The following is a 17,757-nucleotide window of genomic DNA, read 5'->3' as shown; positions in this document are numbered from 1 at the left end:
CCACTAGACGGTTCACTTGTTCCGCTCTACGGCCAACTCTACCCTCGGCGCCCCCGAGGGCACCCCCTCCTCCGCACCCCGCATCCGCCAGGCCACCACCGCCGACACCAGACACCCCACCGCGACATACCCGGCGACCAGCGACCACCCGCCCCCGGCCCAGATGACCAGCACCCCGGCGATCAAGGGCGTGAACCCTCCGCCCACGGCGCTCGCCAACTGATACCCGACCCCCGCCCCGCTGTACCGGTACTCCGCCCCGAACATGTCGGTGAACAGCGACTGCTGGACCGACACGGCCATGTCGTGCCCGATGTTCACGAGCACCACCGCGCACACGACGATGAGCACCATCGACCCCGACTCCATCGCCCAGAAGTACGGCACCGCGCTCGCCGCCCCGACCAGGCCACCCGCGACGTAGATCCGCCGTCGCCCGTACCGGTCGGCGAGATACGCGAAGGCCGGAATGGTGACCACGGCGAGACCCCCGACCGCAAGGTTCACATCGAGCAGGCTGTCCCGGTCGAGCCCCAACTCGTCGGTGCCGTACGACAGTCCGAAGGTCGTCACCCCGTAGAAGGTGAACAGCTCCACGAACCGCAGCCCGATGATCGCGAAGAACCCGCCGGGGTTCGAGCGCACGGCGGCGACCAGCGGTACGCGCGGACGGGCACCCTCCGGCATCCCGGCGACCTTCTCGGTGAACACCGGCGACTCCTCGACCTTCGCCCGGATCACCAGCCCGACCAGCACCAGGAACGCGCTGAACAGGAACGGTATCCGCCACCCCCAGGCACGGAACGCGGCCTCCGAAGTGCCCGACGACATCAGCTTGGTGACGAGCGTCGCGAGCAACAGCCCGAAGGACGCGCCGACTTGGACGCCGCTGCTGTACAACGACCGCCATTTCCGAGGCGCGTTCTCCACGGCCATCAGCGCGGCCCCGCCCCACTCGCCGCCGACCGCGAAACCCTGCGTGGCCCGCAGCAGCACCAGCAGGACGGGCGCCCAGATCCCGGCCTGCGCGTACGTCGGCAGGACACCGATCAGCGTGCTGGCCACGCCCATGATCAGCATGGTCAGCACCAGCATCCGCTTACGGCCCAGCCGGTCCCCGAAGTGCCCGAAGACGATGCCGCCGAGGGGCCGGAAGAGGAAGCCGACGCCGAAGGTGGCCCAGGCGGCGAGGGTACCGACGGCCGGCGAGGCATCGGGAAAGAAGAGGTCACCGAAGAGAAGCCCGGCGACGATGCCGTACAGGAAGAAGTCGTACCAATCGACCACGGCGCCCATAAAACTCGCGAAGGCCGCGCGCCGGGCGAGGGCACGGTGGGGAGCGCCGTGCGCGGTGTCCTGCGGGGTACTGCTGCTCATCTCTCACACACTCCGTCGGGTGAGGGGGAGGGGGGAGCCGAGCGAGCGGGCCCGGCGCCCGTCGAACCCGCCGGTCCACACAATGGACCTTCTGATCCGACGAGCGGAACGATAGGTCGGGCGGTTTGCGCCGATCAAGAGTTGCGGCAAGATTTCCTCGGCACCGCCAGGCGGCGGGTCCGCAGGGCGGACTACCGTCGGGGCACGCGCAAGGAACGCATGCACAAGGAACGACAGCCGGACCGACGGGGAGACCACGCATGAGCACCAACGACGAGGACCGACCCCTCCAGGACTCCGACACCCACGCCCCCGGCGTCCGCAGCGTCCGCCGAGCCGTCGAGATCCTCAACCTCCTCAGCGAGGACCGCCCCGTCGTCACCCTCCGCGAGGTCACCGAGGCCACCGGCCTCGCCAAGACCACCGCGCTGCGCCTGGTCCAGACCCTGGAGGAGACCGGCCTCCTCGGCTCCCACCCCGCCGGGTACACCGCGGGCCCGGCCCTGTGGCGCTGGGCCTACCTCGCGCAGAGCCAGTGGGAGGTCCCCCAGGAGACCCGCAAGGTCATGCGCGACCTCGCGGACCGCCTCGGCGAGACCGTCAACCTGTTCGTCGCCCGGGGCGTACACCGCATCTGCGTCGCCCACGAGGAGAGCCCCCACCCGCTGCGCCACGTCGTGGACGTCGGCGACGAGCAGCCCCTGTGGGCCGGCGCCTCCTCCAAGATCCTCCTGCGCGACGCCCCCGACCCCTTCCTGCGCCGGGTCGCGACCACCTCCCCCCAGGGCGAACCCCTCACGGACCGGCTCAGGACGTGGGCGGCGGAAGCGGCCGAACGCGGATACGCGGTCAGCTCCAGCGAGTTCGACGAGGGCCTCACCGCCGTGGCCGTCCCGATCACCGGCCGCACGGGCAAGGTCGCCGCGTCCCTCTCCCTGAGCGGCCCCACGCACCGCTTCCCGTACGAGTCGATCGAGCGCTTCGCCACCGAACTCGCCCAGGGCGCCCGCCTCATCTCGGACCAGGGCTTCAGCCACCCGCTGGGGAACGCGGGCTGAGCAACACCTCCGAAAACATTCGACGGTACGCGAGGTATTGACGCTGCCCCTGAGGCACCTATCATCCGAACCGTCCGACGCCCTGTCCGCCGTTCGTATATGCGAACGGCGCCGCAGACGGCAAGGCGTACGACACCCCCGCGCACCCCACCTGAACAGCCCGAAAGCCCGCCCGAAGGTGGGAGCGCTCCCACCCCCACTGGAGGAGCCGATGGACGACACAGGAGATCCGACCCCCGGCATGTCATGGCCGAGACAACGGATCACCCGGCGCGGAGCGCTGGCCGGCGGAGCCGGTCTGTTCCTGGGAGCCGCACTCCCCCACACCGCCGAGGCCATGACCGCAGCCGCGACGTACAACAACCCTGTCCTGTGGCAGGACTTCGCCGACATCGACGTCATCCGCGTCGGCGACGCCTTCTACTACTCCGCCTCGACCATGCACTACTCCCCCGGCGCCCCCATCCTCCGCTCCTACGACCTGGTCAACTGGGAGTTCGCCGGCCACTCGGTCCCGAGGCTGGACTTCGGCGCCAAGTACGACCTGAACGGCGGCCGGGGATACGTACGCGGAATCTGGGCGTCGTCCCTGGCCTACCGCCCGAGCAACCGCACGTTCTACTGGCTGGGCCAGATCGACTTCGCGCGGACGTTCCTCTACTCGGCGCCCTCGGTGGAGGGTCCGTGGAGCCAGTTGGCGTCGCTGGGGAACGTGTACTACGACGCCGGGCTGCTGGTCGACACGGACGACACGATGTACGTCGCGTACGGCAACACCACGATCAGCGTTGCCCAGTTGGCGCCGGACGGCCGGAGCCAGGTGCGCGCGCAGCAGGTGTTCAGCACCCCGGCGAGCATCGGGACGCTGGAGGGCTCCCGGTTCTACAAGGTCGGCGGCAACTACTACATCTTCGTGACCCGCCCGGCGAACGGCCAGTACGTCCTGAAGTCGACCAGCGGCCCCTTCGGCCCGTACACGCTACGGCAGTTGCTGCTGAACCTGCCGGGTCCGGTGCCCGGCGGCGGGGTCCCGCATCAGGGCGGGCTCGTGCAGACGCAGACCGGCGCCTGGTACTACCTCGCCTTCGTGGACGCCTATCCGGGCGGCCGGATCCCGGTCCTCGCGCCGGTCACCTGGACGTCGGACGGCTGGCCGGTGCTCCAACTCGTGGGCGGCGCCTGGGGATCGACGTATCCGAGCCCCGTCCTGCCCACTCCCCCGCGTCAGGTCGCGTCGATGATCGGCGTCGACACCTTCGACGGTACGAAGCTGAAGCCGAAGTGGGAGTGGAACCACAACCCGGACGACACCAAGTGGTCGGTGAACAACGGCCTCACGCTGTCCACGGCGACGGTCACGAACGACCTGTACTGGGCCCGCAACACCCTCACCCACCGTATCCAGGGCCCGAGTTCGACCGCGACCGCCATCTTGGACGTCACCGCGATGCGTGACGGCGACCGCGCGGGGCTCGCGCTGCTGCGGGACTCCTCCGCGTGGATCGGCGTCAAGCGGGAGGGTACGGCGACGCGGCTCGTGATGGTGAACGGGCTGACGATGGACGGGAGTTGGAACACGACGGGGACGGGCACGGAGGCGGCGAGCGTGCCCGTGACGGCCAACAGGCTCTGGCTGCGCGCGAATGCGGACATCCGGCCCGGCGCCGCCCGCTCCGGCACCTTCTCCTACAGCCTCGACGGCGTCACGTTCACCCGGCTCGGCCCGGCCTTCTCGATGGGCAACGCCTGGCAGTTCTTCATGGGTTACCGCTTCGCCCTCTTCAACCACGCCACTCGGGCGCTCGGCGGTTCGGTCCGCGTCTCGCGGTTCGAGGTGTCGGTGCCCTGACGGCACACCCCGCAAGGAACCCGCATCCCGTACGAGGAGAACCATGAATCTCCGAACACGACAACCCGCCCTGCTGGGCGCGCTGGCGGCGGTCACGCTGCTGGCCGGCGGTACGGCGGCGGCCGTACCGAAAGACGCTCCAGCACCCGCTCCCGCGATCAAGGCGTCCACGCTCGGCGCCCAAGCCGCCCAGTCGGGGCGGTACTTCGGCGCCGCGATCGCCGGGTTCAAGCTGAGCCAGTCGGTATACTCGACGGTCCTGAACCGGGAGTTCAACCAGGTCACCGCCGAGAACGAGATGAAGTGGGACACGGTCGAACCCTCCCGCGGCTCGTTCAACTTCGGCCCCGGCGACCAGATCGCGAACCAGGCGTCGTCGCACGGTCAGAAGCTGCGCGGCCACACGATGGTCTGGCACTCCCAACTCCCGGGCTGGGTCGGCTCGATCGGCGACGCGAACACGCTGCGCGACGTCATGAACAACCACATCACGCAGCTCGCGAACCACTACAAGGGCCGCGTCCACTCGTGGGACGTCGTCAACGAGGCGTTCGCGGACGGCACCGGCGGTCGCCGGTCGACCGTGTTCCAGAACGTGCTCGGCGACGGGTACATCGAGACCGCGTTCCGTACCGCCCGCAGCGCCGACCCGGCGGCGAAGCTCTGCTACAACGACTACAACATCGAGGACTGGAACGCGGCGAAGACGCAGGGCGTCTACCGCATGGTCCGCGACTTCAAGTCCCGTGGCGTGCCGATCGACTGCGTCGGCTTCCAGTCCCACTTCGGCGCGGGCGGACCCCCGTCCACGTTCCAGACGACGCTGGCGAACTTCGCGGCGCTCGGCGTCGACGTACAGCTCACCGAGCTGGACATCCCGCAGGCCGGGACCACGGCCTACTCCAACGCCGTGCGCGCCTGCCTCAACGTCCCGCGCTGCAACGGGATCACCGTGTGGGGCATCCGGGACAGCGACTCGTGGCGTACCGGCCAGAACCCGCTGCTGTTCGACAACAACGGGGCGAAGAAACCGGCGTACAACGCGGTGCTGACGACGATGGGCGGCACGCCGACGGCCGCTCGGGCGCAGACCGTTGAGAAAACCAACGCGGCTGCCCTGCCCACCAGTTACTCCTGGAGTTCCAGCGGCATCCTGATGTCCCCCAAGTCCGACTCGACGCACAACATCGCCGGGCTGAAGGACCCCTCGGTCGTGTACTACAACGGCAAGTACCACGTCTTCGCGAGCGTCGCGAACAGTGCCGGATACAACCTGGTGTACCTGAACTTCACCGACTGGTCGCAGGCCGCGAACGCCACGCACTACTACCTGGACCGCACGCCGATCGGCGCCGGGTACCGGGCCGCGCCGCAGGTCTTCTACTTCGCGCCGCAGGGGCTTTGGTACCTCGTCTACCAGACCGGCAACGCCTCGTACTCCACCAACCGCGACATCTCCAACCCCAACGGCTGGAGCGCGCCCCGCAACTTCTACCCGTCGATGCCCGACATCATCCGGCAGAACATCGGCAACGGGTACTGGGTCGACATGTGGGTGATCTGCGACGCCTCCAACTGCTACCTGTTCTCCTCCGACGACAACGGCCACCTCTACCGCTCACAGACCTCGCTCTCCCAGTTCCCGAACGGGTTCACGAACACGGTGATCGCCGCGCAGGACTCGAAGTACGCGATGTTCGAGGCGAGCAACGTGTACAAAGTCCAAGGCAGCGACCAGTACGTGCTGTTGATCGAGGCGATCGGCTCGGACGGCAGGCGGTACTTCCGCTCGTGGACGTCACCGAGCATCGCCGGTTCGTGGACGCAGCTCGCGGCGTCGGAGTCGAACCCGTTCGCCCGGTCCACCAACGTGACGTTCCCGGCGGGTAGTTGGACGCGTGACATCAGCCACGGCGAGATGATCCGGGCCGGGTACGACCAGACGCTGACCATCCCGTCGTGCCGTCTCCAGTACCTCTACCAGGGCATGAACCCCAGCGCGGGCGGCGATTACAACAGTCTCCCGTGGCGCCTGGGCCTCCTCACGCAGACCAACTCGACCTGCTGACCAGCGAGTTACGACGCCTGCGACTCCCGGCTCCGGTCGGGAGCCGTACGGCGTTCCTCGGCCGACCTGCGCCGGGCGAGGGTGTATCCGGTTCCCGCGAGGAGGGCGGGGACGGCGAGTTCGGTCGCGAGGGACGCGGCCCACTCGGGGTTGAGGCGGCTCGTGCTGCCGCTGGTGTACTGGCAAGTCGCCTGTGGTGGGAGGAAGTTGTAGTCCAGGGTTCGCGGCGGGTTGGTCCCCCAGTCCCCTCCCCGGGAGCAGGCCGACGAGGGGCCCGCGAGCAACTGCCAGCCGACCAGCGTGTACACGAGCACGAACACGGAGCCGAACACGAAGAACACCACGCGGGTGCGCCCGAGTTTCTCGGCCCTGGTCATCGGCTCGACGAACCGTCCGCCGAGCGGCGGTTCCAGGCACTCGGCGACGAGGGCGACCAGCAGGCAGGTCACGAGGAGCACCATCCCGGCCCACATCAGCACGTCGAACGGTCCGTGGCCGCCGATGGACGACACCTCCCCGCCCTCGAACTCGCAGACGGTGGCCGGCGGGAACGCCTGGTCGCGGGTCCGCAGCAACTGCCCCGGCCCTTCGACCAGTCCGTGCATGCACTCCTCGTCGAACTCCAGCATTCCGGCCGCCGCGACCAGCGACCCGACCAGCAGCACGGCGAAGGAGATCCCCGCCGTGGCCCACAGCCTGTCCGTTCGGTAACTCCCGTACATCCGGGCACAGTAGCCGTCAGGGCAGCTGCTTGACGTTCTTCATCGTGAAGTGGGAGACGATGTTCCTGATGCCGGGGATGGTCATGACCCGCGTGCTCATGAAGGTCTCGTACGCGGTGAGGTCGGCGACGGCGACCCGTACGAAATAGTCGGGGGCGCCGAAGAGCCGCCGCAGCTCCAGGACCTCGTCCGCCCGGGCGAGGGTCTCCTCGAAGCGTTCGACGGTCGCCGCGTCCTGCGACTCCAGGCTGAGATCGATCAGCACCTCGAAGGAGCGGCCCCGGGCGGCGGGGTCGATGACGGCCCGGTACCCCTGGATCACCCCCTCGGCCTCCAGCCGCTGGACCCGGCGCAGACAGGGCCCGGTGGTGAGGCCGACGCGGGCGGCGAGGTGGACGTTGCTGAGACGGCCGTCCCGCTCCAGCTCGGAGATGATTGCCAGATCGATCGCATCCATGGAAGAAGATTGCTCCACAAGGCACCCACAGGGCAATTTTCGCAACCACTTGTCGCGCGTTTCGCGGGAGCATGAAGGGGTGCAGCAATCAGCCAGTCCGATCATCACACCGCAACCTCCGCAAGCACCCCAGCCCACCCGCCGCCAGCTCGCCGACGGCATCCGCGACTCCTTCTCCGCCGGCCTCGGCATCTTCCCCCTGGGCATAGCCCTCGGCCTCCTGATCCTCCAGGCCGGCCTCCCCTGGTGGCTCACCCCCGCCCTCTCCCTCGCCGCCTTCGCCGGTTCCCTGGAACTCCTCCTCGTCGGCATGATCGCGAGCACCACCCCGCTCGCGGCGATCGCGGTGACCGTCCTGGTCGTCAACTTCCGCCACGTGTTCTACGCGTTCTCGTTCCCCCTGCACCTGGTGAAACACCCCCTGGCCAGGACGTACGCGGTGTACGCGATGATCGACGAGGCGTACGCGGTCAACGCGTCGCTCCCCGAGCACGAGCGCTCGGCGCCGAGGCTGCTGGCGATGCAGGCGGCGTGCGAGGCGTACTGGGTCGGCGGCGGCCTGCTCGGCGTGGCCCTGGGCAGCGCGCTGTCCGCTCCGGTGAAGGGCCTGGAGTTCGCGCTGTGCGCGCTGTTCACGGTGCTGACGCTGGACGCGTTCCGCTCCCGCGCCGAGGTCCCGTCCGCCCTGCTGGCCGGGGCGAGCGTCACGGTCGCGCTGCTCCTGACGCCGGGCGTCGCGATGTTCACGGCGCTGCTCCTGTTCGTGGGCCTGCTCCTGGCCCGCCACGCCCTCACGGAACGGACCGCCGCCGATGCCTAGCACGCCGTACCTGCTGGCCGTCCTCGCGATCGTCTTCGGCATCACCTTCGCCCTGCGCGCCCTGCCGTTCGCGCTGCTGGGCCGCCTGCGGGACTCGGCGCTGGTCGCGCGGCTCGCGGTGTGGATGCCGGTCGGGATCCTGCTGGTCCTCGCGGTGACCGCGCTGCACGGCACGGTGACCGAGGACCCGCACGGCGCCGGGTACGCGCTGCTCGCGGTCGCCGTCACGGTCGTCGTCCACCTGGCGTTCGGCCGCCGGACGATCCTCAGTGTGGGCCTCGGGACGGCCGTGTACGTGGCCTTGCTGAACCTGTTGTAACGACCACGTTGTTACCATCCCCCGTGACAGCAGCGCCCCCGAGGAAAGGTCCGTCTTGACCCCCGGCAGCTATTACGAGCGCATCGACGAGCACCGCTTCAAGCCGACGCACCACGCGCAGGGCGCCTGGGCTCCGGACGAGCAGCACTTCAGTCCGCTGGGCGGTCTGATCGTCCACGCCATGGACCAGCACCTCGCCGACCGCCCCGGTCTGCTCCTGTCCCGCGTCAGCTACGACATCCTGGGCCGGCTCGCCCTGGACGAGTGTGAGATCGAGGTGGAGACGGTCCGGCCGGGCCGCACGATCGAGCTGATCGAGGCCGTCGTACGCATCGCGGACCGCCCCGTGGTCCGGGCGCGCGGCTGGCTGCTGACGGCCGTCGACACGACCTCGGTGGCGGGCGGTACGGGTGAACTCCTGCCGCCGCCCCAGTCGTTGCCGTCCTGGCCGATGGCCGAGCTGTGGCCGGGCGGGTACGTCGCGTCGCTCGACGTACGGATGCCCGCGCCGCCGGTGCCGGGTCGGGGGACCGCGTGGATCTCCTCGCCGTACGACCTCGTCGCGGGCGAGCCGGTCAGCCCGCTGACCTCGTTCCTCACGCTCGTCGACACGGCCAACGGCGTCGCCGTACGCCGTCCCCCGACGGAGTGGATGTTCCCCAACGTGGACCTCACGGTCCACCTCCACCGGCAGCCCGAGGGGCCGTGGACGGGGCTCGACACGACCGTCACGTTCGGGCCGACGGGGCAGGGGCTGACCAGCACGGTGCTGTACGACGTCCGCGGGCCGGTCGGGCAGGCGCAGCAGATTCTGACGGTGAGGCCTGCGCCGGGGAGGTGACCTGAGCCCGGCCGGCGGTGGCACCCCGGTACACGTTCGGGTCATCCGACATGCGCGATGTGTACATGACTGGTGACGTTTCGTGCATGAAACACCGCACAGGCATATATGTGCCACTGGCCGTTCTCCTGCTCTCCGCCGGCCCCGCTCTCGCCGTCGCCGACTCGTCGGCCGGGCCTTCCGAGGCCACCGCCGTCCGGCCCGCTGCGGACTGGCCGGCCGCGAAACGCACCCAGCGCGTCTCCGCGACGATCCCGGTCAGCGGCACTCGCAACTTCGACTTCACGCGCTTCGTCGGCACCGGCGCCCTCGGCGGCGGTGACCAGAGCGAGAACCAGCCGCCGGTCCTCGAACTCGCCGACGGCGCCACGGTCTCGAACGTGATCATCGGCTCCCCGGCCGCCGACGGCATCCACTGCCGGGGCACCTGCACCCTGCGCAACGTCTGGTGGGAGGACGTCGGCGAGGACGCGGCCACCTTCAAGAGCACCCGGGCGAACCAGACCATGACCGTCGACGGCGGGGGTGCCCGCAGGGCCGCCGACAAGGTGTTCCAGCACAACGGCCCCGGCACGTTCACCATCCGCAACTTCCAGGTCGAGGACTTCGGCAAGCTCTACCGCTCCTGCGGGGTCTGCAAGAAGCAGTACCAGCGGCATGTCGTGATCGACAACGTCACCGTCCGGGCGCCCGGCGTCGACGTCGTCGGCATCAACCCCAACCTCGGCGACACAGCCCGGATCAGCCGCGTCACGATCGTCGGCGACCGGAGCCGGAAGATCGTCGTCTGCCAGAAGTTCCGCGGCGTGACCGCGGGTGAACCGGTCAAGACCGGCTCTGGTCCCGACGGCAGGAACTGCATCTACCGCACGTCAGACATCACCTACCGGTAAGGACCACGACCATGACCGCTGCCCGACTGCGCGGCCTCACCCTGGCCGCCGCCACCGCCGTCGTCGCTCCGCTGCTGCTCGTCCCGCAGTCCGCACGGGCGGCCGACAACTGCACGGCGTTCAACACCATCAGCGCCTCGCCGTACTACCTGAACAACAACGTGTGGGGCCGGCAGGGCGCCAGCGGCAAGGAGTGCACCTGGCTGAACTCCTACCGCAACGGCAACCTCAACTGGGACACCACCTTCGACTGGACCGGCGACCGGACCAGCGTGAAGGCGTACGCCAGCGCGGTTCTCGGCTGGCACTGGGGCTGGAAGGAGAAGAACACCCGGCTGCCGATCCGCCTCGACAGCGGCCGGCGTGTCACGTCCAACTGGTCGTTCAAGATCACCCAGAACCGGCCGACCGTCATGAACGTCTCGTACGACCTATGGTTCCACCAGAAGTCCAACCCGGACTGGAAGGACCAGCCGCACGACGAGGTGATGGTCTGGCTCAACCGGCAGAACGGCGCGGGCCCGCTCGGCACGAAGCGCGAAACGCTCAGCGTGGGCGGGGTCGCCTGGGACCTCTACGTCGGCAAGATCGTCAACAAGGACTCCGCCGGGAAGATCACCAGCAGCTGGAACGTCTACTCGTTCGTCCGCAGGGCCAACACCACCAGCCAGACAACCGACCTCACCGGCCTCACGGACGCTCTGGTCCGGCGCCGGCTGCTCGGCGGCACCACGTATCTGACGAGCGTGGAGGCAGGCACCGAGGTCTTCACCGGCACGGGCCGGTTGAGCACCAGCGCCTACTCGGTCACCGTCCGCTGACCTTGGGGTGGTCATCACCGTGAAGTGATGGCCACCCTCCTCGGCGGAGGCGCTTACGCGTCGGTCTCCGGTCGTTCGGCGTCCGCCCAGTGCGTGTGGAACGCGCCCGGCTTGTCCACCCGGCCGTAGGTGTGGGCCCCGAAGTAGTCCCGCTGCCCCTGGAGCAGCGCGGCGGGGAGGCGCTCGGCGCGCAGGGTGTCGTAGTACGAGAGAGCTGCGGAGAAAGCCGGTACCGGGATACCCCGGCGAGCGGCGGTCGCGACGATCTCCCGCCACGGCACCTGCGCGTCCGTGATCTCCTGCGTGAACTCCTTCTCCGTCAACAGGCTGACCAGGGACGCGTTTTGGGCGTATGCGGCGCGGATGCGGTCGAGGAAGGAGGCGCGGATGATGCAGCCGCCCCGCCAGATGCGGGCGACGGCGGCGAGGTCGATGTCCCAGCCGTACTCCTTTGCCGCGTCCTGGATCATCGTCCATCCCTGGTCGTACGCGATCACCTTGGAGGCGTACAGGGCGTTCTCCACCTGCGAGGCGAACCGTGCGGCCTCGGTGCGGGAGAGGGGCGGGGTGGTGCCGCCCGGCAGGCCCCGGTACGCCGCGCGCAGCGCGGTCTGTCCCGACGCGGCCCGCGCGAACGTCGCCTGCGCGATCGCCGTCACCGGGGAGGCGAGGTCGAGCGCGGTCTGGACGGTCCAGCGGCCGGTGCCCTTCTGCCCGGCGCGGTCCACGACGACGTCGACGAACGGTCCACCGGTCAACGCGTCGGTGTGGCCCAGGACTTCGGCCGTGATCTCGATCAGGTACGAGCCCAGGCGACCCTGGTTCCACTCGCGGAAGATGCCCGCGATCTCGGCCGGCTCGTACCCGCCGACCTGCCGCAGCAGGTCGTACGCCTCCGCGATGAGCTGCATGTCGGCGTACTCGATGCCGTTGTGCACCATCTTCACGAAGTGCCCGGCACCGTCGGCGCCGATGTGCGTCGCACACGGCTCGCCGTCGACCTTCGCGCTGATCGCCTCGAACATCGGGCCCAGCACGGCGTACGACTCCGGCGACCCGCCCGGCATGATCGACGGCCCGTGCAGTGCGCCCTCTTCACCGCCGGAGACGCCAACACCCACGAAATGGATGCCCTGTTCGCGCAGGGCGGCTTCCCGGCGGCGGGTGTCGGCGAAGTGCGCGTTACCCCCGTCGATGATCATGTCGCCCGGCTCCAGCAGCGGCGCGAACTCCTGGATCACCGCATCCGTCGCCTCCCCCGCCTGCACCATCAGCATCAGCCGCCGGGGGCGTTCGAGGGCGGCGACGAAATCCTCGGCGCTCTCGGCAGGGACGAAGTCCCCCTCGTGGCCGAACTCCTCGATGAGCGCACGGGTGCGTCCCGCACTGCGGTTGTGGACGGCGACCGTGTACCCGTGCCGCGCGAAGTTGCGCGCCAGGTTGCGGCCCATGACTCCCAGGCCGGTGACGCCGATCGATGCGGATGCGCTCATGTGCGGTACCTGTCCTATCGGATACGACTCATGCGGTCACGCGGCTTCGGGGGTGGGCCGCGTGTGAGGTGCTCGTACGTCCTGCGGGCATCCTCGCAAGCCTAAACAGCATCGATGATCGGATCTATGCCCCGCATCTCGAAGAATCCCGCGCGAGGGTGACCGTCACCGCCTTCTCCACGGCAGCGCCTGCTCGTGTCCGTTGTCCGCGTCGATGCGGTGGAGCGCCGCGTTGATCGCCTCGCCGATCTCCGCGAACTGGGTGATCTGGGCCGGGGTGAGGGCGTCGAAGATCGCCTGGCGGACCGCTTCCACGTGACCCGGGGCCACTTCTTCCAGGAGGCGCATGCCCTCGGGGGTGAGGACCGCGAGCTGGTTGCGGCGGTTGCTGGGGCAGTCCTGGCGGTCGACGTAGCCGGATTCCTGGAGGCGGGTGACCGCGTGGGTGAGGCGGCTGCGGGTGATGCGGAGGCGTTCGGCCAGCTCGGACATGGTGAGCTGGTGGCCGGGGACCGCCGAGAGGAACGCGAGGAGCGAGTAGTCCGCGTGCGTCATCCCCGCGTCGCGGCGCAGCTGGCGGTTGAGATGGTCGGCGAGGTGCGTGGAGAACTCGACGTAGGCGAGCCACGCCCGTCGCTCCTCGGGGTCCAGCCAACGCGGCGTCGAATCCATGGGCCCGATGTTAATCGGCGGTCCTGCCGTCGCCCGTTCACCCCACGACGAAGGGCAACCTCTCGGCCGTACCGCCCAGTTCGGCCCGTTCCGCGTCGGTGGGGGCGCGGCGGCCGGTGCCGAGGAGGAGCGCGTCCGGGTCGGAGAGGGCTGCGGGGAACGGCGTACCGGCGAGTTGTTCCAGCATCTGCCGGGTGCGGGCGAGGGCTGCGGCGGGGGGTCCTTCGACGCCGGGGAGGTGGGCGACGAGGTCGAGGTGGTGGAGGGTCCACTCCAGGACGTACGCGGAGAGGTAGTCGGCCGTCGTGAGGACCATGTCCTGGGTGGCGACCCGCAGCTCCGGCGCCGCCAGGCTCGCGGCGCGGCCCGCCGCCGAGCCGACGTCGTCCAGGTGGAACTTCAGCAGCGCCGGGTCCTCGTACGCCGCAGCGAGGCGGACGGTCAGCGCGTCGAGCGGGTCCTCGCCGGTGGGTGGGGTGCCGGTGACGTGCCAGTACGTCACCGCGTCCCGGGTCGGTTCGGCGTCGGTGGGGGTGGCGAGGGTGATCAGGACGTCCTGGGCGTCGATGACGAGGTGGCACACCAGGTCCTGTACGAGCCATCCGGTGCACCCCGAGGGGCGCGTGAAGTCTTCGTCCGTGAGCCCGGCTACGGCTGACCGGAGTGCGGCCCAGGTCTGTGTGAAGAGGTCCACGCGGGCACGGTACTGGAGGGGCGGGGGGTTCGGGTACGCGTACGTTGTCTCCCCACGGCCGCCGCGATCTCCGGTACGTCGGTGTTATGCGGTCCCGCCTGCCGGTCCGGCCCCCAGTTCAAGCGTCCAGTTCTGCCCCACCAGGTCCTGCCCGAAGCTGTGGTGTGGTTCCTCGTCGACGAGTTCGAAGCCGGCGGCCTGGTAGATCCTGCGTGCCGAGACCAGGACGTCGTTGGTCCAGAGGGTCACTCGCTCGTAGCCCGCCGCTCGGGCGAAGGTCAGGCACTCGGCGACCAGGCGTGTTCCGAGGCCCAGGCCCCTGCCGTCCGGGGTGACGAGGAGGACCCGGAGCTGGGCCGTCTTCGGGCCGTCGCCTGCCACCAGGAGGACGCAGCCCACGCGGCGGCCGTCGGCCTCGGCGATCCAGGCCGCCTCGCGGAGCGGGTCGTGTTTGGCCGCGTAGTCCGCGACGATCCTGGCGACCAGGGCCTCGAAGTCGGGGTCCCAGCCGAGCTGTCCGCAGTAGACGTCGCCGTGGGCCATCAGGACCCAGCCCAGGTCACCGGGCCGGTCGGCGCGGCGTACGGCGGCGTGGTTCTGGTCGTGCTGTGGCATGTGCCGCTCTCCCGGCCCGTGATCGTTCCCTGGACTGAAACAGTCGTTTCAGTTGCGTTAGGCTAACCGCGTGCCCCAGGAAGCGCCACCCCCGTCCGCCCGGCGGACCGAGCTGCTGGAGGCGGCCTACCGGTACGCCCTCACGCACGGCCTCACCGACCTCTCGCTGCGCCCCCTCGCGGAGGCGATCGGCTCCAGCCCCCGGGTCCTGCTGTTCCTCTTCGGCAGCAAGGACGGCCTGGTACGAGCGCTGCTGACCCGCGCCCGCACCGACGAACTGGCCCTCCTGGACCGCATCAGACACCCCGCGCCCGCCGGACTGGTCCCGGCGGTAGAACAGGTCTGGACCTGGCTGGCCGCGAAGGAGCACCGCCCGCTGCTGCGCCTATGGGCGGAGGCGTACACCCGTTCCCTGGTCCAGCCGGACGGCCCCTGGTCGGGCTTCGCCCGCACAACCGTGGAGGACTGGCTCGACGTCCTGGCCGACTGCCAACCACCGCCCGAACGATCGACACAGACCGCCACCACCCACCGCACCCTCGCCCTGGCCGTCCTCCGAGGCGCACTCCTGGACCTCCTCGCAACAAACGACGAGCCCCGCCTCACGAAGGCCGTCACCCACCAACTCGCCCTTCTGCGGGGCTGCGTCGACTAGTCCTGTTCACCACCTGGGGGTGTGAGTGGGCCTGCTTTCGCTCCGGGTCGTGGAGGGCTCATACTCGGGCGCGACGAGTGAGCCACGAGGAGTGAAAGACATGCCCGGTCTTCCGAGCGCGCGTTGACGTTGTAGGCCCTGATCGGCCTGTCATCGCGTGCTGCCCTTGATGTTGCGGCACAGCGAGCCTTTTCCTGCCTGAACCTGTGGGTGCACAGGGTGACGGGCCTCGTTGTCGGCAATCCAAGGGACCCTCATGCCGTCCGCTTCCTCCGCTGCATCCGATTCCGGTCGACCTGTTCCGTCCAGCCTGCGGAGGGATGGCGACTTCCGCAGGCTCTGGGTGGGCCAGACGGTCTCCCAGCTCGGCGAACACTCAACTCTGGTGGTTCTGCCGCTCTTCGCTGTCCTGACGCTCAACGCCGGTGCCGGTCAGTTGGGCGTTCTCCGCGCGGTGGGGCAGGCGCCGATCCTGTTGCTGTCGCTTTTCGTCGGCGCATGGGTGGACAGGTGGCGGGCCCGTACGGTGATGATGCTGACGGACGTCGGCCGGACGCTGGCGCTGGGCGCCGCCGCAGTGGCCGGCGTCTTTGGCTGGCTCGGCCTGCCGGCTCTGTTCGTGGTCGCGTTCGCGGTCGGGGCCTTGTCCGTGTTCTTCGACGTGGCGTATCAGACGTCTCTCGTACGGCTGGTGAAACGCGATCAGTTGGTGCGGGGCAACAGCGCGCTCGAAGGCAGCCGGTCCGCAGCGCAGATCGGTGGTCCAGCACTCGGCGGCGCGTTGGTGTCGCTGCTGTCGGCGCCGATCGCTGCCGCCTCCAGCGCGCTGTTCTTCGCGCTGTCGTTTCTGTCGATCCGTCGGATCCGTCGGATCGAATCGATGCCGGACTATTCGGAACTTCGGATATGGCGGCGGATCCATGAGGGGCTCCGTTTCGTCGTCAGCGACACCTCGCTGCGCACCGTGTGTCTGGCCTCGGCCGCCTTCCAGTTCTCCTTCGCGGCCATGATGACCGTCTATCTGCTCTTCCTGCCGCGGGAACTGCACTTGTCGGGCACCGTCGTCGGGCTGGCGCTTGCGGCGATGGGGCCGGGTGCGCTCCTGGGCTCGGTGCTGGCCGCCCGCCTGCCGAGCCGGTTCGGTCATGGCGTGGTGCTCGTGTCCTCGGCGGTACTCGGTGACGGCGTGTTTCTGTGTGTGCCTGCGTTGCACGGCTCCGCCGCGGTGACGGTTCCCGCGCTCCTTGCGGTCAACTTCGTGTTCGGGATCGGCAGCCAGTTGGTGACTGTCACGGTCATGGCCGTCCGGCAGACCGTCACCCCGGACGGTATGCAGGGCCGCGCGGCTGCGACGATCACGTTTGCCGGCATGGGGCTGACCCCGCTCGGCTCTCTGCTCGGCGGATTCCTCGCAGAGACGTGGGGGTTGCGCACCAGCCTCCTGGTGACGGCCGCAGGCATGATGCTGTCCCCAGTGGTGATGACCTTGTCCCCACTCGCACGCTTGGGACGAACGCTTCCGCCCACGCAGGCCGCGCGCCCCGAGGCCCACGAGGCGGCCATCCGCGAGTCCGATGCCGTTCGACATCCCCACCAGTGAGCTGGTTTCAACCTGATTGGCGACAGGCGGAATTGAGCTGAAGCTGGAGGCTGCGTTTCGTGAGGTTGGCCAGCGATCTCACCCTCGACGGGGTTGCACTTGGGAGCGTACGGCGGCAACTGCTAGACAGTCAGCCATAATCGCGCGGCGATGAGCCGTCGCATCGCGTGGCTGACGTGCGTGTTCAGACTGTCCCGGACCAAGACGACGGGGCCTTCGGGCTGCTGGTGAGCGGCGTCGAGCAGGCGGGCGCAGTCAGTCTCGGTGAAGCCCTTGCACCGCCCTTGGTGCAGATCAGCGCCGCCATCGAGACCGTTTGGTGCCCGCAGCGGTGACCTTCACGACGGGGGTGCAGCCTTGGGACGGCCTCAAGCCCTGACCTGCCTCGTCCTCGAAACAGACCTGGGCGCCCAAATCCGCCTCTCTCTTTTTATAACGGCCGCTGCTCGTCCTTCCAGGAGGCAGTCCTCGGCTCATCCCGCTCGGTGGCTTTGCGGACCGGCTCCAGCACTGGTCACTCCAGCCCCACGCAGCCGGACCGGCCTCCAACATGCACAGTCGACCGGCATCGAGCTTGCACCGGGCACCACCAGCGCCTGACGACTACCCGAGGCCAAGGCCCGGCGCCAGCGGTTCGCCGACGTCCGAGTCACCCTGAACCGCCGGGCCACCCCTGTCACCGGCCCTCGCCTCGATCAAGTCAGTGGCTAACTGTCTGTTTCAGAAAGAACTTCGGCATCGGCACACTGTCGAGTGACCTTTACATCGCGAAACAGCCCTTCCGACGCGGTTTGGTCATCGCA

Annotated in this window: 17 protein-coding genes and 1 pseudogene; 10 read left to right on the top strand and 8 right to left on the bottom strand. The window is 69.2% G+C overall.

The features are described from left to right. Positions 1 to 12: 12 nt before the first annotated feature. Positions 13 to 1,377 carry a shikimate transporter gene (gene shiA / locus J8M50_RS44485; protein ID WP_010357678.1) on the bottom strand — a complete coding sequence of 455 codons (1,365 nt, stop codon included), beginning with the start codon at positions 1,375 to 1,377 and terminating at the stop codon, positions 13 to 15. 260 nt (positions 1,378 to 1,637) lie between these two features. Between shiA and J8M50_RS44480 the strand changes: the two genes are divergently transcribed. From J8M50_RS44480 to J8M50_RS44470, 3 genes are all read left to right on the top strand, one after another. Continuing rightward, positions 1,638 to 2,435 (top strand): IclR family transcriptional regulator, encoded by a 798-nt coding sequence (locus J8M50_RS44480; protein ID WP_010357677.1) that lies wholly within the window; start codon positions 1,638 to 1,640, stop codon positions 2,433 to 2,435. Positions 2,436 to 2,676: 241 nt separating this feature from the next. Then, the gene (locus J8M50_RS44475; protein WP_010357676.1) at positions 2,677 to 4,284 is read left to right on the top strand and encodes a glycoside hydrolase family 43 protein; all 1,608 of its coding nucleotides are present in this window, start codon (positions 2,677 to 2,679) and stop codon (positions 4,282 to 4,284) included. A gap of 43 nt (positions 4,285 to 4,327) precedes the next feature. Then, positions 4,328 to 6,352 carry a glycoside hydrolase gene (locus J8M50_RS44470; protein ID WP_010357675.1) on the top strand — a complete coding sequence of 675 codons (2,025 nt, stop codon included), beginning with the start codon at positions 4,328 to 4,330 and terminating at the stop codon, positions 6,350 to 6,352. 8 nt (positions 6,353 to 6,360) lie between these two features. On the opposite strand, the gene J8M50_RS44465 is transcribed toward J8M50_RS44470, so the two are convergent. Then, complete coding sequence (locus tag J8M50_RS44465) at positions 6,361 to 7,074, bottom strand: hypothetical protein (protein WP_010357674.1); 714 nt, start codon at positions 7,072 to 7,074, stop codon at positions 6,361 to 6,363. A 16-nt stretch (positions 7,075 to 7,090) separates the two neighbouring features. After that, positions 7,091 to 7,531, bottom strand: coding sequence for an Lrp/AsnC family transcriptional regulator (locus J8M50_RS44460; protein ID WP_010357673.1), 441 nt, complete (start codon positions 7,529 to 7,531; stop codon positions 7,091 to 7,093). Between the two features lie 79 nt (positions 7,532 to 7,610). Here J8M50_RS44460 and J8M50_RS44455 point away from each other — a divergent pair, with 79 nt between their 5' ends. The 5 genes from J8M50_RS44455 to J8M50_RS44435 all read left to right on the top strand — a co-directional run bounded on the left by J8M50_RS44455 (position 7,611) and on the right by J8M50_RS44435 (position 11,225). Then, on the top strand, positions 7,611 to 8,351 hold the full coding sequence (locus J8M50_RS44455) for an AzlC family ABC transporter permease (RefSeq protein WP_010357672.1): 741 nt from the start codon (positions 7,611 to 7,613) through the stop codon (positions 8,349 to 8,351). Continuing rightward, complete coding sequence (locus J8M50_RS44450) at positions 8,344 to 8,670, top strand: branched-chain amino acid transporter permease (protein ID WP_010357671.1); 327 nt, start codon at positions 8,344 to 8,346, stop codon at positions 8,668 to 8,670. The genes J8M50_RS44455 and J8M50_RS44450 overlap by 8 nt, the downstream gene beginning before the upstream one ends. A gap of 55 nt (positions 8,671 to 8,725) precedes the next feature. After that, the gene (locus J8M50_RS44445) at positions 8,726 to 9,511 is read left to right on the top strand and encodes a thioesterase family protein (protein ID WP_010357670.1); all 786 of its coding nucleotides are present in this window, start codon (positions 8,726 to 8,728) and stop codon (positions 9,509 to 9,511) included. 86 nt (positions 9,512 to 9,597) lie between these two features. Further along, positions 9,598 to 10,404, top strand: a complete 807-nt coding sequence (locus J8M50_RS44440) for a pectate lyase (protein WP_050987354.1) — start codon at positions 9,598 to 9,600, stop codon at positions 10,402 to 10,404. An 11-nt stretch (positions 10,405 to 10,415) separates the two neighbouring features. Beyond that, the gene (locus J8M50_RS44435; protein ID WP_010357668.1) at positions 10,416 to 11,225 is read left to right on the top strand and encodes a GH12 family glycosyl hydrolase domain-containing protein; all 810 of its coding nucleotides are present in this window, start codon (positions 10,416 to 10,418) and stop codon (positions 11,223 to 11,225) included. 53 nt (positions 11,226 to 11,278) lie between these two features. On the opposite strand, the gene gnd is transcribed toward J8M50_RS44435, so the two are convergent. From gnd to J8M50_RS44415, 4 genes are all read right to left on the bottom strand, one after another. Further along, the gene (gene gnd / locus J8M50_RS44430) at positions 11,279 to 12,718 is read right to left on the bottom strand and encodes an NADP-dependent phosphogluconate dehydrogenase (protein ID WP_075694049.1); all 1,440 of its coding nucleotides are present in this window, start codon (positions 12,716 to 12,718) and stop codon (positions 11,279 to 11,281) included. A gap of 165 nt (positions 12,719 to 12,883) precedes the next feature. Next, positions 12,884 to 13,390, bottom strand: a complete 507-nt coding sequence (locus J8M50_RS44425; RefSeq protein WP_010361078.1) for a MarR family winged helix-turn-helix transcriptional regulator — start codon at positions 13,388 to 13,390, stop codon at positions 12,884 to 12,886. A gap of 37 nt (positions 13,391 to 13,427) precedes the next feature. Then, on the bottom strand, positions 13,428 to 14,084 hold the full coding sequence (locus J8M50_RS44420; protein ID WP_010361079.1) for a maleylpyruvate isomerase N-terminal domain-containing protein: 657 nt from the start codon (positions 14,082 to 14,084) through the stop codon (positions 13,428 to 13,430). A gap of 84 nt (positions 14,085 to 14,168) precedes the next feature. After that, positions 14,169 to 14,699, bottom strand: a complete 531-nt coding sequence (locus tag J8M50_RS44415; protein WP_010361080.1) for a GNAT family N-acetyltransferase — start codon at positions 14,697 to 14,699, stop codon at positions 14,169 to 14,171. A gap of 70 nt (positions 14,700 to 14,769) precedes the next feature. Between J8M50_RS44415 and J8M50_RS44410 the strand changes: the two genes are divergently transcribed. Continuing rightward, entirely contained in the window at positions 14,770 to 15,354 is a 585-nt protein-coding gene (locus J8M50_RS44410) for a TetR/AcrR family transcriptional regulator (RefSeq protein ID WP_010361081.1), read from the top strand. A gap of 256 nt (positions 15,355 to 15,610) precedes the next feature. Beyond that, on the top strand, positions 15,611 to 16,954 hold the full coding sequence (locus J8M50_RS44405; RefSeq protein ID WP_050987440.1) for an MFS transporter: 1,344 nt from the start codon (positions 15,611 to 15,613) through the stop codon (positions 16,952 to 16,954). Positions 16,955 to 17,000: 46 nt separating this feature from the next. Here the strand turns inward: J8M50_RS44405 and J8M50_RS50495 are convergent. Continuing rightward, positions 17,001 to 17,671 (bottom strand): annotated as a pseudogene (locus tag J8M50_RS50495) (transposase); the annotation flags it as partial. Between the last annotated feature and the right edge of the window lie 86 nt (positions 17,672 to 17,757).

Source organism: Streptomyces acidiscabies, assembly GCF_020010905.1.
Lineage (GTDB): Bacteria > Actinomycetota > Actinomycetes > Streptomycetales > Streptomycetaceae > Streptomyces > Streptomyces acidiscabies.
The sequence above is the reverse complement of the archived record's forward strand: the minus strand, read 5'-3'. Positions and strand labels throughout refer to the sequence as shown.

Bases quoted from the DNA above. Each gene is read 5' to 3' on its own strand.
- shiA (WP_010357678.1), bottom strand. From the start codon at position 1,377: ATGAGCAGCAGTACCCCGCAGGACACCGCGCACGGCGCTCCCCACCGT.
- J8M50_RS44440 (WP_050987354.1), top strand. From the start codon at position 9,598: ATGAAACACCGCACAGGCATATATGTGCCACTGGCCGTTCTCCTGCTC.
- J8M50_RS44460 (WP_010357673.1), bottom strand. From the start codon at position 7,531: ATGGATGCGATCGATCTGGCAATCATCTCCGAGCTGGAGCGGGACGGC.
- J8M50_RS44405 (WP_050987440.1), top strand. From the start codon at position 15,611: ATGCCGTCCGCTTCCTCCGCTGCATCCGATTCCGGTCGACCTGTTCCG.
- J8M50_RS44425 (WP_010361078.1), bottom strand. From the start codon at position 13,390: ATGGATTCGACGCCGCGTTGGCTGGACCCCGAGGAGCGACGGGCGTGG.
- J8M50_RS44480 (WP_010357677.1), top strand. From the start codon at position 1,638: ATGAGCACCAACGACGAGGACCGACCCCTCCAGGACTCCGACACCCAC.
- J8M50_RS44470 (WP_010357675.1), top strand. From the start codon at position 4,328: ATGAATCTCCGAACACGACAACCCGCCCTGCTGGGCGCGCTGGCGGCG.
- J8M50_RS44475 (WP_010357676.1), top strand. From the start codon at position 2,677: ATGTCATGGCCGAGACAACGGATCACCCGGCGCGGAGCGCTGGCCGGC.
- J8M50_RS44415 (WP_010361080.1), bottom strand. From the start codon at position 14,699: ATGCCACAGCACGACCAGAACCACGCCGCCGTACGCCGCGCCGACCGG.
- gnd (WP_075694049.1), bottom strand. From the start codon at position 12,718: ATGAGCGCATCCGCATCGATCGGCGTCACCGGCCTGGGAGTCATGGGC.
- J8M50_RS44465 (WP_010357674.1), bottom strand. From the start codon at position 7,074: ATGTACGGGAGTTACCGAACGGACAGGCTGTGGGCCACGGCGGGGATC.
- J8M50_RS44450 (WP_010357671.1), top strand. From the start codon at position 8,344: ATGCCTAGCACGCCGTACCTGCTGGCCGTCCTCGCGATCGTCTTCGGC.
- J8M50_RS44435 (WP_010357668.1), top strand. From the start codon at position 10,416: ATGACCGCTGCCCGACTGCGCGGCCTCACCCTGGCCGCCGCCACCGCC.